Origin of the sequence: Cyanobium sp. Candia 9D4 (genome assembly GCF_024346155.1) — a bacterium.
Lineage (GTDB): Bacteria > Cyanobacteriota > Cyanobacteriia > PCC-6307 > Cyanobiaceae > Cyanobium > Cyanobium minutissimum.
The window spans coordinates 694,265-707,167 of record NZ_JAGQCK010000002.1 but is presented as its reverse complement, the minus strand read 5'-3'; the positions used below and the strand labels follow the sequence as shown (position 1 = coordinate 707,167).

Below are 12,903 nucleotides of genomic sequence, written 5' to 3'. Positions count from 1 at the left end.
CATGGCGTTGCAGGCCCTTTTGACGATTCGCCAACGGCTCGCCGGACAGCCACAAAGAACCGCGGGAGCGAGGAAGGGGCGACCCCTGCGCCTCTCCGTGCGGCTGATGATCCTGGGGATCAGCGGCCCGCTCGTGAGCCTGGCGATCTTCCTGGCGCTCGCCACCATCGGCTCGATCCGCCTGGCCCAGAAGGCCCGGATCGAGATCAGCACCATGTTCGACCACGACAACCTCTCCTCCCTGGCGGTCACCACCTCCATCATCCGGAAGTCGGCCGAGGAGTTCAGCCGGGTCATCCGTGAGGACTCCAAGGATCTGCGCAGGGCCCTGGCGCCGTTGCGGATGGACACCGAAGGCCGCCTGTCCTGGAAGGGCCGGCCCCTGACGCGGGACCAGGCCCCCGCCCTGCTGAACAATCAACTGCGGCTGCCCCTGGCCCTGCTGCGGGAGCGGGCCGCCGTCTACTACCGCGACCCCAGCGGCACCTGGCGCCGGCTCACGGGCATCACCAGCCAGGGCCTGGCCCTGGAACCCGGCGCACCGGCCATGCCCGCCACGGTGGACGACTTCGAACACCTCTTCAAGGGCGCTCCGGCCGCGGAGATGAGTCGCAGCGCCATGCTGCAGCTGGATGGGGAATGGCGGATGGCCCGGCTGACCGTCCTTTCGGGTCGCCAGCCCGGCGAAGGCCACCTGGCCCTGCTGGTGGACGTCAGCACCCAGGCCGCCTCCAAGCTCCTCGCCGCCGGCTCCAGCCTCTTCCCCGCCGAGACCCACCAGGCGGCCTTCTTCGGCATCACCCCCACCGGAGGGCTGTACTGCAGCTACCAGACCCAGGACACCCAGGCCTGCATCGACCTGGCCCTGGCCCTGCGGCAGAACGGCGGCATTCCCGATCCACGCACCCTGGGCCATAGCGAGCCCTTCGAGCGCAAGGCCATGGTGCGCCCCCCGGGTTCCACCACCCCGGTGCTGCAGCACCTCTACATCGCCGCCTTCCCGGAGTGGAACTGGCTGGCGGTCGTGTCCGTGGAGGAGGAGGCCCTGGCGGATGCCCTCCTGCCGATGCAGGAGGCCAAGGACGAGATGGTCCGCCGCCTGGTGGTCCTCACCCTGATCCTGATCAGCGCCAGTGGCGTCGCCGCCTGGCTGATCGCGCGCGGCATCCGGCGGGAGCTGCGGGAGCTGGCGACCGCCGCCGATGCCATCGCCGACGGCAAGGATCATCAGGCCCTCACCTACCCGGCGGACGACGCCATCGGCCGGCTGGTGCGGGCCTTCAACCGGATGTCGGGGGCCGTGGCCGACCGGGAAAACTCCCTGCGGGACCAGATCCGGCAGATGGAGATCAACATCAACGCCAGCGAGCTGCAGGGTCAGGTCTGCTCGATCCTCAACGACCCGGGCTTCGAGCAGCTCAGTGCTCGGGCCCGGGCCATGCGCCAGAGGCGGCTGGAGCAGATCAGCGCATCTGGGCCATCCGCGTCGGCAGACGCAGGGTCTGCAGGGGATCGCCCACCGCCTGGAGAAGGTCGGGATCGGGCTGAACCGGCAGGCCGCTCGAGCGGCTGAGCTGCACCAGGGTGTCGTTGTAGGTGGCCAGGTTCTGGATGTAGGAGCTCACCGCCTGGCTGATCTCCTGCTGGGCCTGCACCACATCGGTGATCGTGCCGTAGCCGGCGTTGAAGCGCAGGGTCTGGAGGCGCAACGCCCCATTGGCCGCCTTGACCCGTTCGGCGCCGGCCAGCACGATGCTGCGGCCGGAGCGGGCCTGGGCCACCAGGGACTGGACCTCGCTGCGCACCTTCAGGAGGGTGGCGCTGTAGGTCTCGGCGGCGGCCGCCGCCTGACGGCGGGCGGCGGCGGCGTTCATGCGGGCCTGGCCGCCGTCGAAACCCGTGAACGTCAGCTGCAGCAGGGCCGATCCGTTCCATTCGTCGGAGCGGGCATTGGGCACGAACGGCGGGCCCTGGTTGAGATAACCCACCCCTTTCGTCCAGTAGAGGGACGTGATCAGCTGCAGGGTGGGGCGGTAGGTGGCCAGGTAGATCTGGGCCTGGGCCTCGTTCGTCTTGACGGCCAGCAGCTGCTGCTCCAGCACCTTGCGGTAGGCAAGGCTCGCCGTCATCGAGTCGTCGAGGGAATGGCCCCAGGCACCGAGGGGCGCGAAGGGCGTGGCGGGCGTGAGGGCCTCGGGACTGGGGGTGGCCAGCAGCTCGGCGAGGTTGGCCCGTGCTGTCTCCACCTGCTGCTCGGCGGCCAGCAGGGCCTGGCGATCGGCCAGCAGAACGGTCTGCTGCTTGAAGACCTCCAGCCGGGAGGCCACCCCCATCTGAACCCGGGTCTGGGCGAGACGGTAGAGAAGCTCGTCGTTCTCGACGATCTGGCGGCCGGTCTGGACGGCGGCCAGGGCCCGCTGCAGGTCGATGTAGGCCGACTGGGTCTTGAGGCGCTGGTCGCGGCGGGTGATCACATAGGTGTCGGCCGCCTGGCGGACCAGGTACTTGCTCTGCCAGATCGTGGCCGACCGGGTGGGATCGATCAGGTTCCAGGTGGTATCGATCTGACCGATCGCCTGGAAGTAGCTGGCCTCGAACACCCGCTCACTGCTGAGACCGGAGCCCGAGATGGGGAAGCCCGCGGAGGCGCTGAAGGGGTAGTTGTAGAAGGTCTTGGAGGCGTAGGGCCCGCCGTTGAGGCTGAGGTTGAGGGTCGGCCACCAGCTGGCGTAGGCGGCGCCGAGGCTGTTCTGGGTCGCCACCAACGACTGATAGGCGGAGCGCACCACGGGATTGCGATCGACCGCCCAGGCCGTCGCCTGCTCCATGGTCAGGGCCCCCAGGAGTTCGGGCGGCAGGGGGGGGAGACGGTCACCGGTGGGCATCGGGCCGGGCCAGCCGGCCCCCAGGCCCTCCACGGCCTTCACCTCGGGCGGACTGACGGTGGCGGGCAGGGACTGGGCCAGGGCCACGCCCGGCAACGCCAGCCCGGCGCTGATGGCGTTAGCGACGGCGGCGGAGAGGGTGCGGCAGAGGCTGAGGCGGAGGGCCTGGCGGATGGGGCGCCGCTTCATCGCGTCTGGGCGATCACATAGGAGAGGGGGAGATCCAGCAATTTGCCGACCCGGGGCACGAAGGCGCGGTGATTGAAGACGTCATAATCCAACCTCTCGATGACATCAAGGATCCCCCGATACAGCCGCAGCGATGCCCACACCGGCCAGCGGGCATCCGGAGCCAGCCAGCGCACCCCGGCCTCCGAGCGGTTGAACCAGTCCCGGGCCCTCTCCAGCTGGAACCGCATCAGCGCCTGCCAGTTCTCATTGAGCCGTCCGGCCATCAGATCGGCTTCGGAGTAACCGAAGCGGTCGAGATCCTCCTGGGGCAGATAGATGCGACCGCGGCCGCGGTCCTCACCCACATCCCGCAGGATGTTGGTGAGCTGGTTGGCGATGCCCAGGGCCACAGCCGCTTCCGAGGTGTCGGGCCGCTCGCTCCAGGGGGCGGAGGTGTAGGCCGCATCGACCCCCATCACCTCCTGGGTCATCAGACCCACCGTACCCGCCACCCGGTAGCAGTAGAGCTGGAGATCGGAGAAGCTGGCGTAGCGGTCGCGCAGCACATCCATCCGCTGCCCCTCGATCATGTCGAGGTAGGCCTGCAGGGGCTGGGGGAAGCGCTCGATCGTGTCCAGCATCACCCGGTCGAGACCATCGACGGCATGGCCGGCGAACAGGGCGCGGGTGCGCTCCTCCCAGGCATCGAGTCGCTCCAGCAGCACCTCGGCCGACAGCGTCTGGGCCTGGGCGCTGTCCATCAGTTCGTCGGTGCGGCGGCACCAGACGTAGATCGCCCAGATGGCCCGGCGCTTGGCCGGCGGCAGCAGCATCGTGCCGAGGTAGAAGGTCTTGGCCCACTGCGCCGTCTCCTGTCGGCAGGATTCGTAGGCCTCCTCCAGATCGGAGGCGTGGTCGAGGGGCAGCAGGGCCAGCACACTCACACCGTCGCCAGGCTCTGGGCGGGGGCCGGACCCTGGTCGCTGCCGCAGAGGTGGGCGTCGACGGCGGCGGCACAGAGCTTGCCGCTCAGCACCGCCCCCTCCATCGAGGCCAGGTAGCGCTGCATGGTGAAGCAGCCGGCCAGGAAGAAGTTCGGGATGGGGGAGTCCTGGGAGGGCCGCAGCTGCTGGCAGCCCGGCACCGTCTTGTAGACGGAGAGGGGGGTCTTGACGACCACCGACTTGCGCAGCACGGCCGGGGAGTCACCGGTGAAGTGGATGGGGAACAGACGCTTGAGCTCCTCCATGGTGGCGGCCACGATCTCCGCATCGGGGCGACCGATCCAGTCGGCGGCCGGGGCGAAGACCAGCTCCAGCATGGAGCGGTCGGGATCCGCATACTCCCGGCAGGTGTTGCTCATGTCGGCATAGACGCTGAGCAGGTCGGAGCGGCTGAATAGCAGGTGGTCGATGTCCGTGAGCTTGCGATCGAACCAGAGATGGATGTTGATCACCGGCACCCCCCGCAGGCCCTCGAGCTTGCGGAAGTAGGGCAGCTGCTTCCAGGGCTCCGGCAGCAGCAGCTTGAGCGGATCGACGGGCATGGCGCTCACATAGGCGTCAGCCTGGATCTCCCTCTCGGGCCGCCCCTTGATGCCGCCGATGCGGAAGCCGGTCACGGCGCCGTCCTTGTCGATGCGGATCTCCCGGAGTGGGGACTCCAGGTGGACCTCACCGCCCCGGGCCTCGATGTAATCGACCATCGGCTGGCAGAGCCGCTCCGGCGGATTGCCGTCGAGGAAGGCCATTTTGGAGCCGTCCGTCTCCTGGAGGAAGCGGTTGAGGGCGGTGAGCACCACCGTGCTGGAGATCTCCTCGGGGTTGATGAAGTTGAGCGCCTTGCTCATGGCGAGAAAGACTTCATCGTTGACGCGCTCGGGGATATTGTGAATCCGCAGCCATTCGCTCCAGCTGTACTTGTCGCATTCCTCCACATAGGCCTGGCCGCGCAGCATGGCCGGCACCAGACCGAGGCCGAAGGCGATCTTCTCCGGCCAGGTCAGCATGTCGTTGTTCCCCAGGATCGCGGCCACCCCGTTCAGCGGCGCCGGCAGATCAGGGAAATCGAAGCGGCTGTAGGTGCCGGGCACTTCCTTCTGGTTGAAGATCATCGAGTGGGATTTCCACTGCAGGCGATCCTCGATGTCCAGTTCGGCAAAGAGTTGGCGCATGTTGCGATAGGCGCCGAAGAAGATGTGCAGGCCGGTTTCGTACCAGTCTCCGTCGTCGTCCTGCCAGGCCGCCACCTTGCCGCCCAGCACATCTCTGGCTTCGAGCACGATCGGGGTGTGGCCGGCGTCGCAGAGGTATTTGGCGCAGGACAGGCCGGCCAGACCGGCCCCGGCGATGACAACCCGCATGTCGTACCCGAGATCAGCAGCAACCTTATCGGGCCTCCCCGGGCAGGGGTGACCGGCGCCGGGGGGAGGCGCCGACGGAAACGGCCGCCGACCTACCTAAAGTCAGGGCAGCACTCAACGGGTGCCACCCCCTTCTCCCGATCCCTGCCCCCGAGGCCGAGCCCATGGTCGAGACGCTGCTCAAGTCCACCACCCGCCACATCCGGCTGTTCACGGCGCGCGTCGAGAACGACGACCTCATCCCGGACCCGGACCAGCTCACCCTCGACATCGATCCCGACAACGAGTTCCTCTGGGACGAGGCGGCCCTTGAGAAGGTGCGCGCCCGCTTCCGGGAGCTGGTGGCGGCCCAGGCCGGCCAGGAACTGAGCGACTACAGCCTGCGCCGCATCGGCTCCGAGCTGGAGGGTCTGGTGCGTCAGATGCTCCAGGCCGGTGACGTGAGCTACAACCCCGAGGCCCGGGTGCTCAATTACTCGATGGGCCTGCCCCGCAGCCCCGAAACCCTGTGACCCGCTCCCGCAGCAGCGCCGGCCGGCCCGAACCGGGCGGCTACGCGCCCCGACCCGACCGCTACGACCCGCGCACCGACCGCCGCTCCGACCGCTACGACGACCGGAGCGATCGCTTCGCCACCGGCTATGGCGGCCGGGAGGACCCCCGCTACGGCACCCCGGGCCGCCGCGGCAGCAACGGCGGCGGCGGCCGGCCCCCCGCCGGCAACGGCGGTGGCCCCTCCGGGGGTGGTCCGAACATCCAGCTGAACGTGGCCACGGTGGCAGTGCTGGCGGGCGTGCTGGTGGTGGGCATCGGCATCGGCAGCGCCGTGACCAGCACCACCCAGGGGAACCAGGGCAACATCGCCAGCGCCCAGCAGCTCGACATGGCGGTGCCCGACCCCGAGTTCTGCAAGCAGTGGGGCGCCAGCGCCTTCGTGATGGACATCGAGCTGTACACCACGATGAACCCGAGCAGCAGCTTCGTGACCCAGCCCACGCTCCAGCCCGGCTGCGTCATCCGCCGGGAGAACTGGTCGGTGCTGCAGAAGGAGGGGGCGGTGACGGCCGAGCAGATGCGCCAGTGCAAGCAGCGCATGAACACCTTCGCCTACATCGGCTCGGTGCGCGACAAGCCGATCGTGCGCTGCGTCTACCAGACCGACATCTCGGGCAACAAGTTCCAGACCCGGGGTGTGGCCGGCGCCGCCGACGACGCCGTCGGCATCACACCGGAGGCCGATCAGTTCTGACGCCGTTCCGCTCGGCCAGCCCCGGCGTGGTCTGCACCTGACGCAGGGGGCTGTCCGGGCTGGCGAACACCGGCAGCACCTCGCGGCGGAAGGCGTCGGCGGCCCGCGAGCAGTAGCGGGCCGGGTGGGTGATGAGTTTGAGCTGGCGCCGCACCATCAGGTCGGCCACCTGGGGGCGGTGCAGGGTGCCGGCGGCCAGCTCCCGCTCGATCGACACCACCGGCAGGAACGCCGCCCCCAGCCCCGCCTGGACGGCGTTCTTGATGGCCTCGAAGGAGTTCAGCTCCATCTCGATCTTGAGCCGCTGCACGTCGAGTTTGGAGCGGCTGAGCAGCTGGTCCACCATCTTGCGGGTGGTGGACTGGGCATCGAGGCAGACGAAGCCGAGGCGGTAGAGGTCGTCCTTGGTGAGCTCGGGCAGGCGGGAGAGGGGGTGCTTGGGGGGCAGCACCAGGGCCAGTTCGTCGTTGGCGTAGGGCACCACCTGCAGCAGGTCGTTGAGATCCGCCGGCAGTTCGCCACCGATGATCGCCAGGTCGATCTGGCCGTTGGCCACGCTCCAGCCGGTGCGGCGGGTGCTGTGCACCTGGAGCTGCACCGCCACGTCCGGGTACTTCTGGCGGAACAGGCCGATCATCCGGGGCATCAGATAGGTGCCCGTCGTCTGGCTCGCCCCCACCACCAGGGAGCCGCCGCGCAGGTTGTGGAGATCGTCGAGGGCCCGGCAGGCCTCCTGGCACTGGCTCAGGATCCGGTCGCAATAGCTGAGCAGCAGGTGGCCGGCTTCGGTGAGCTGGGCCTTGCGGCCGCCGCGGTCGAACAGGGAGACATCGAGCTGCTTCTCCAGGTTCTGGATCTGCAGGCTCACCGCCGGCTGGGTGACGTAGAGGCTGTCGGCCGCCTTCTTGAAGCTGCCCTCACTGGCGATGGCGCGCAGGATGCGCAGCTGGTCGAGGGTGAAAGGCAGATCTGCCATGGGTCGGGGAGGCCGCGGGGGGACCGTTCGCCGGAGCCGGCAGGCCGTGCGGAACTCTAGGGGGCTCTCCCGGTGGCAAGAATCGCCCTGTCACATCCGCCACCGGCCGCCGCTCACCATGCCCTCGCTCCCCCTGGTTCCGGCGGGTCCGCAGCACAGCAGCGTGGTCATGCTGGCCCTGCTGGTGGTCTTCGCCCTGATCCACAGCGGCGGGGCCTCCCTGCGGGCCTGGGGGGAGGAGCGGATCGGGGCCCGTCTCTGGCGCCTGCTGTTCGCCGGCCTCAGCATCCCCTCGGCGGTGGTGGTGGTCGGCTACTTCCTCGCCCACCGCTACGACGGGGTCCGGCTCTGGAACCTGCAGGACCAGCCCTGGGTGGTGCCGGTGGTCTGGACCGGCACGGCCATCAGCTTCCTGTTTCTCTATCCGGCCACCTACAACCTGCTGGAGATCCCGGCCGTGCTCAAGCCCCAGGTGCGGCTCTACGCCACGGGGATCATCCGGGTGAGTCGCCATCCCCAGGCCGTGGGCCAGGTGCTCTGGTGTGCCACCCACCTGCTCTGGATCGGCACCAGCTTCACCCTGGTGGCCTGCGTGGGGCTGATCGGCCACCACCTGTTCGCCGTCTGGAACGGGGACCGGCGCCTGCGCAACCGCTTCGGGGCCGCCTTCGAGGAGCTGCGGGCCTCCACCTCGGTGCTGCCCTTCGCCGCCGTGCTGGACGGCCGCCAGACGCTGGTGTTGGCGGAATTCCTGCGGCCCTCCCAGCTGGGCATCGCCATCGCCATCGGCGTCCTCTGGTGGGCCCACCGCTGGATCGGCCTCGGCGCCACCACCTTCTCGCGCACGGGCCTCGCCCACTGGCTGGGCTGAGGCCGCCAGCGGCCGGCGGGGGTCGATGGGCAGGCCCCCACAGAGCCGGGGCCAGGCCGACGGGCCTGCCTAAACTCGCGCCAACAGAGCCCCCAGGATGCCCGCCGCTTCCGAACTTGCCTGGCTGATCCCGGTGCTGCCCCTGCTGGGGGCCTGCCTCACCGGCCTGGGGCTGATCACCTTCAACCGCACCGTCAACCGCCTGCGCAAGCCGGTGGCGCTGCTGCTGATCACCACCGTCGGCATGGCCGCGGTGCTGAGCTTCGCGATCCTGGCCGAACAGCTGGCTGGAGCCGGGGCCACCGAGGTCCTGTTCGACTGGGCCGGCGCCGGCACCTTCCACCTGCAGATGGGCTTCCGCGTCGACGCCCTCGGGGCGGTGATGCTGTCGCTGGTCACCACCATCGCCCTGCTGGTGATGGTCTATTCCGACGGCTACATGGCCCACGACAAGGGCTATGTCCGCTTCTTCACCTACCTGGCCCTGTTCAGCAGCTCGATGCTGGGGCTGGTGATCAGTCCCAACCTGCTCGAGATCTACGTGTTCTGGGAGCTGGTGGGCATGTGCTCCTACCTGCTGGTGGGCTTCTGGTACGACCGCGACGCCGCCGCCAATGCCGCCCAGAAGGCCTTCGTGGTCAACCGGGTCGGCGACTTCGGCCTGCTGCTGGGAATCCTCGGCCTGTTCTGGGCCACCGGCAGCTTCGGCTTCGAGGAGATCGGTGAGCGGCTCTCGGCGGCCGTGGCCGGCGGTGGCCTGCCCACCGGAGTGGCGGTGCTGCTCTGCCTGCTGGTGTTCATGGGCCCGATGGCCAAGTCGGCCCAGTTCCCCCTGCACGTGTGGCTGCCCGACGCCATGGAGGGCCCCACCCCCATCTCGGCCCTGATCCACGCCGCCACGATGGTGGCGGCCGGCGTCTTCCTGGTGGCCCGTCTCCAGCCGGTCTACGAGCCCTTTCCGCAGGTGCAGCTGGTGATCGCCGTGATCGGCACCATCACCCTGTTTCTGGGGGCCACCATTGCCCTCACCCAGATGGATCTGAAGAAGGGGCTGGCCTACAGCACCGTCTCCCAGCTCGGCTACATGATGCTGGCCATGGGCTGCGGCGCCCCGGTGGCCGGCATGTTCCACCTGGTCACCCACGCCTTCTTCAAGGCGATGCTGTTTCTGGGCTCCGGCTCGGTGATCCACGCCATGGAGGAGGTGGTGGGCCATGAACCGGTGCTGGCCCAGGACATGCGCCTGATGGGAGGGCTGCGCCAGTACATGCCGATCACCTCGGCCACCTTCCTGATCGGCTGCATTGCGATCAGCGGCATCCCCCCCCTGGCGGGTTTCTGGAGCAAGGACGAGATCCTCGGCCAGGCCTTCAACAGCTTCCCGCTGCTCTGGGCCATGGGCTTCCTGACCGCCGGGATGACCGCCTTCTACATGTTCCGCCTCTATTTCCTCACCTTCGAGGGCTCCTTCCGCGGCCAGGACGCCGGCATCCGCGCCCAGCTGCTCAGCGCCGCGGGCCAGCCTGCCGGCGGATCCGCCGAGGAGGGCCACCACGACCACGCCAGCCATCCCCACGAGTCGGGCTGGCAGATGGCGGCTCCCCTGGTGGTGCTGGCGGTCCCCTCGGTGCTGATCGGCCTGCTGGGCACCCCCTGGAACAGCCGCTTCGGCCTGCTCGTCGATCCCGCCGAGGCCATGGAGGCCGCCGAGCATTTCCGCTGGGGTGAGTTCCTGCCCCTGGCAGGCGCCTCAGTGGCCATCTCCAGCCTCGGCATCGGCCTGGCGGTGCTCGCCTACGCCCTGCACCGCATCGATCTCGGCACCGCCGTGGCGGGGCGCTTCCCGGCCATCAACCGGTTCCTGGCCAACAAGTGGTATCTCGATGCCATCAACGACAAGCTGTTCGTCCAGGGCAGCCGCCGGCTGGCCCGCCAGGTGCTCGACGTCGACTCCAAGGTGGTGGACGGGGTGGTGAACCTCACCGGCCTGCTCACCCTGGGCAGCGGCGAGGGCCTCAAATACTTCGAGACCGGCCGGGTCCAGTTCTATGCCCTGATCGTCTTCGGGGGCGTCATCGGCCTGGTGCTGCTGTTCGGGGCCTTCGGCTGAGCCCTTCTGTGTGTGACAACGCCCATCCGCAGGGTGGGTAGGAGGCCTGGATTTCTACACTCCGGCCAGATGGACAGCACCGTTCTGTGCCCTTTCCCTGGCTGAGCACCGCGATTCTGTTCCCGATCGGTGCCGCGCTTCTGATCCCCTTCGTGCCCGACAAGGGCGACGGCAGGCAGGTCCGCTGGTACGCCCTCGGCGTCGCCCTCACCACCTTCCTGGTCACCGTGGGGGCCTACCTGCGCGGCTACGACCCCGCCGATCCCGGCCTGCAGCTGGTGGAGCGGGTGCAGTGGCTGCCTGATCTGGGTCTGGCCTGGTCGGTGGGGGCCGACGGCCTCTCGATGCCGCTGATCCTGCTCACCAGCTTCATCACCTCCTTGGCCTGCCTGGCGGCCTGGCCGGTGACCTTCAAGCCCAGGCTCTTCTACTTCCTGCTCCTGGCCATGGACGGCGGCCAGATCGCCGTCTTCGCCGTGCAGGACATGCTGCTCTTCTTCCTGGCCTGGGAGCTGGAGCTGCTGCCGGTGTACCTGCTGCTGGCCATCTGGGGCGGCAAGAAGCGCCAGTACGCCGCCACCAAGTTCATCCTCTACACCGCCGGCAGCTCCCTGTTCATCCTCCTGGCCGGCCTGGCGATGGCCTTCTACGGCGGCGGGGCCCCCAGCTTCGAGTACACGGTGCTGGCGGCCAAGGAGTTCGGCACCGGCTTCCAGGTGCTCTGCTACGCGGCCCTGCTGATCGCCTTCGGCGTCAAGCTGCCGGTGGTGCCCCTGCATACCTGGCTGCCCGATGCCCACGGTGAGGCCACCGCGCCGGTGCACATGCTGCTGGCGGGCATCCTGCTCAAGATGGGGGGCTACGCGCTGCTGCGCTTCAACGTGCAGCTCCTGCCGGAGGCCCACGTCCAGTTCGCACCCCTCCTGGTGATCCTGGGGGTGGTGAACATCATCTACGCCGCCCTCACCTCCTTCGCCCAGCGCAACCTCAAGCGCAAGATCGCCTACAGCTCGATCAGCCACATGGGCTTCGTGCTGATCGGCATCGGCAGCTTCAGCGCCCTGGGCACCAGCGGCGCGATGCTGCAGATGATCAGCCATGGCCTGATCGGCGCCAGCCTGTTCTTCCTGGTGGGCGCCACCTACGACCGCACCCACACCCTCCAGCTCGACGAGATGGGCGGCGTGGGCCAGAAGATGCGCAAGATGTTCGCCCTCTGGACCGTCTGCTCCCTGGCCTCCCTGGCCCTGCCGGGCATGAGCGGCTTCGTCTCCGAGCTGATGGTGTTCGTGGGCTTCGCCACCAGCGAGGCCTACAGCCTCAGCTTCCGCATCGTCATCGCCGTGCTGGCGGCCATCGGCGTGATCCTCACCCCCATCTACCTGCTATCCATGCTGCGGGAGATCTTCTTCGGCAAGGAGAACCCCGAGCTCGCCTCCCACACCCACCTGGTCGACGCCGAGCCCCGGGAGATCTACGTGATCTCCTGCCTGCTGGTGCCGATCATCGGCATCGGCCTCTACCCGCGCCTGGTCACCGACAGCTACCGGGCCGCCATCGAGGCCCTGGTGGAGCGGGAGTCGGTGGCCCTGGTGAAGGTGGGCCGCGCCCCGGTCCCGGCGGTGATGGCCACCGGCGCCTTCGGCAGCCTCCCACCGGCCCTGCTGCACGCCCCGGCCCTCGGCTGAGGCCCGTTCCCGCCACGGCGGGGGTCCGCTCCGGGGCCGGTTACGAAACCCTGCGCAGGCCCGGGGCCATGGCGCCATCCTCCGGGGAGGATGCCTACGCTCCTCCATCGCACAGCGAGGGTCTCCATGCGGCAGATCAACTTCCTTCTGATCTTCAGCTTCGGCTTGGCCACGGTGATGTTCACCCTGGAGAACACCACGGCCACCACGGTGCATTTCCTGCCGGGGGTGAGCACCACCCTGCCGCTGGCGGCCCTGCTGCTGGTGGTGGGCGGTCTCGGTGCCACCGCCGCCTGGATCTACGCCGTCTGGAGCGGCGTGGTGCGGAAGGTGGAAACCCTGCAGACCGCCGGCGAAGTGGAGGCCCAGCAGGTGCGCATCAGCGAACTGGAAAACGATCTGCGCCGCTACCGGGCCACCGTGGACGCCCAGCTGGGGCTGCTGCCGGCCGCCGGGGAGAGCTCGGCGCCGTCCTCGGCCGGGGGGGAGGAGGGAATGTCCCTGGCGGTCGACTGAACCCTGGGGGTCGCTTCGGTCATCACCGCGACTGGTGCCGACGGGCCACAGCCGGTAGCTTGCCCAGGGACGGCA

At 68.9% G+C, this 12,903-nt stretch carries 11 protein-coding genes; 7 read left to right on the top strand and 4 right to left on the bottom strand.

All coding sequences use genetic code 11. The annotated features are described in order from the left end of the window. The first annotated feature begins 106 nt into the window (after window positions 1–106). Complete coding sequence (locus KBZ08_RS07980) at window positions 107–1,573, top strand: HAMP domain-containing protein (protein ID WP_254972363.1); 1,467 nt, start codon at window positions 107–109, stop codon at window positions 1,571–1,573. On the opposite strand, the gene KBZ08_RS07975 is transcribed toward KBZ08_RS07980, so the two are convergent. Genes KBZ08_RS07975 through pds form a run of 3 tightly spaced genes read right to left on the bottom strand, consistent with a single transcriptional unit; the run spans window position 1,464 to window position 5,418 of the window. Continuing rightward, window positions 1,464–3,074 (bottom strand): TolC family protein, encoded by a 1,611-nt coding sequence (locus KBZ08_RS07975; protein WP_254972320.1) that lies wholly within the window; start codon window positions 3,072–3,074, stop codon window positions 1,464–1,466. The genes KBZ08_RS07980 and KBZ08_RS07975 overlap by 110 nt on opposite strands. Beyond that, window positions 3,071–4,000: a phytoene synthase gene (locus tag KBZ08_RS07970; protein ID WP_396122385.1), complete on the bottom strand. Its 930-nt coding sequence runs from the start codon at window positions 3,998–4,000 to the stop codon at window positions 3,071–3,073. Before KBZ08_RS07970 ends, KBZ08_RS07975 begins: the two co-directional genes overlap by 4 nt. Then, window positions 3,997–5,418 carry a 15-cis-phytoene desaturase gene (gene pds / locus KBZ08_RS07965; RefSeq protein WP_254972319.1) on the bottom strand — a complete coding sequence of 474 codons (1,422 nt, stop codon included), beginning with the start codon at window positions 5,416–5,418 and terminating at the stop codon, window positions 3,997–3,999. The genes KBZ08_RS07970 and pds overlap by 4 nt, the downstream gene beginning before the upstream one ends. A 164-nt stretch (window positions 5,419–5,582) precedes the next feature. On the opposite strand from pds, the gene KBZ08_RS07960 reads away from it, so the two are divergent. Together KBZ08_RS07960 and KBZ08_RS07955 are read left to right on the top strand one after the other, a co-directional pair. Further along, window positions 5,583–5,930 carry an NAD(P)H-quinone oxidoreductase subunit M gene (locus tag KBZ08_RS07960; protein ID WP_106219307.1) on the top strand — a complete coding sequence of 116 codons (348 nt, stop codon included), beginning with the start codon at window positions 5,583–5,585 and terminating at the stop codon, window positions 5,928–5,930. Next, window positions 5,927–6,667 (top strand): DUF3172 domain-containing protein, encoded by a 741-nt coding sequence (locus tag KBZ08_RS07955; protein WP_106219308.1) that lies wholly within the window; start codon window positions 5,927–5,929, stop codon window positions 6,665–6,667. The genes KBZ08_RS07960 and KBZ08_RS07955 overlap by 4 nt, the downstream gene beginning before the upstream one ends. On the opposite strand, the gene KBZ08_RS07950 is transcribed toward KBZ08_RS07955, so the two are convergent. Next, window positions 6,642–7,643 carry a LysR family transcriptional regulator gene (locus KBZ08_RS07950; RefSeq protein WP_106219309.1) on the bottom strand — a complete coding sequence of 334 codons (1,002 nt, stop codon included), beginning with the start codon at window positions 7,641–7,643 and terminating at the stop codon, window positions 6,642–6,644. The two genes, KBZ08_RS07955 and KBZ08_RS07950, sit on opposite strands and share 26 nt — an antisense overlap. A gap of 118 nt (window positions 7,644–7,761) precedes the next feature. Between KBZ08_RS07950 and KBZ08_RS07945 the strand changes: the two genes are divergently transcribed. From KBZ08_RS07945 to KBZ08_RS07930, 4 genes are all read left to right on the top strand, one after another. Next, window positions 7,762–8,514, top strand: a complete 753-nt coding sequence (locus KBZ08_RS07945) for an NnrU family protein (protein ID WP_106219310.1) — start codon at window positions 7,762–7,764, stop codon at window positions 8,512–8,514. A 97-nt stretch (window positions 8,515–8,611) separates the two neighbouring features. Beyond that, window positions 8,612–10,624, top strand: coding sequence for an NAD(P)H-quinone oxidoreductase subunit 5 (locus KBZ08_RS07940; RefSeq protein ID WP_254972318.1), 2,013 nt, complete (start codon window positions 8,612–8,614; stop codon window positions 10,622–10,624). Between the two features lie 86 nt (window positions 10,625–10,710). Continuing rightward, window positions 10,711–12,312 (top strand): NAD(P)H-quinone oxidoreductase subunit 4, encoded by a 1,602-nt coding sequence (locus tag KBZ08_RS07935; protein WP_106219312.1) that lies wholly within the window; start codon window positions 10,711–10,713, stop codon window positions 12,310–12,312. 126 nt (window positions 12,313–12,438) lie between these two features. After that, entirely contained in the window at window positions 12,439–12,828 is a 390-nt protein-coding gene (locus KBZ08_RS07930) for a lipopolysaccharide assembly protein LapA domain-containing protein (protein ID WP_106219313.1), read from the top strand. Window positions 12,829–12,903: the final 75 nt, after the last annotated feature.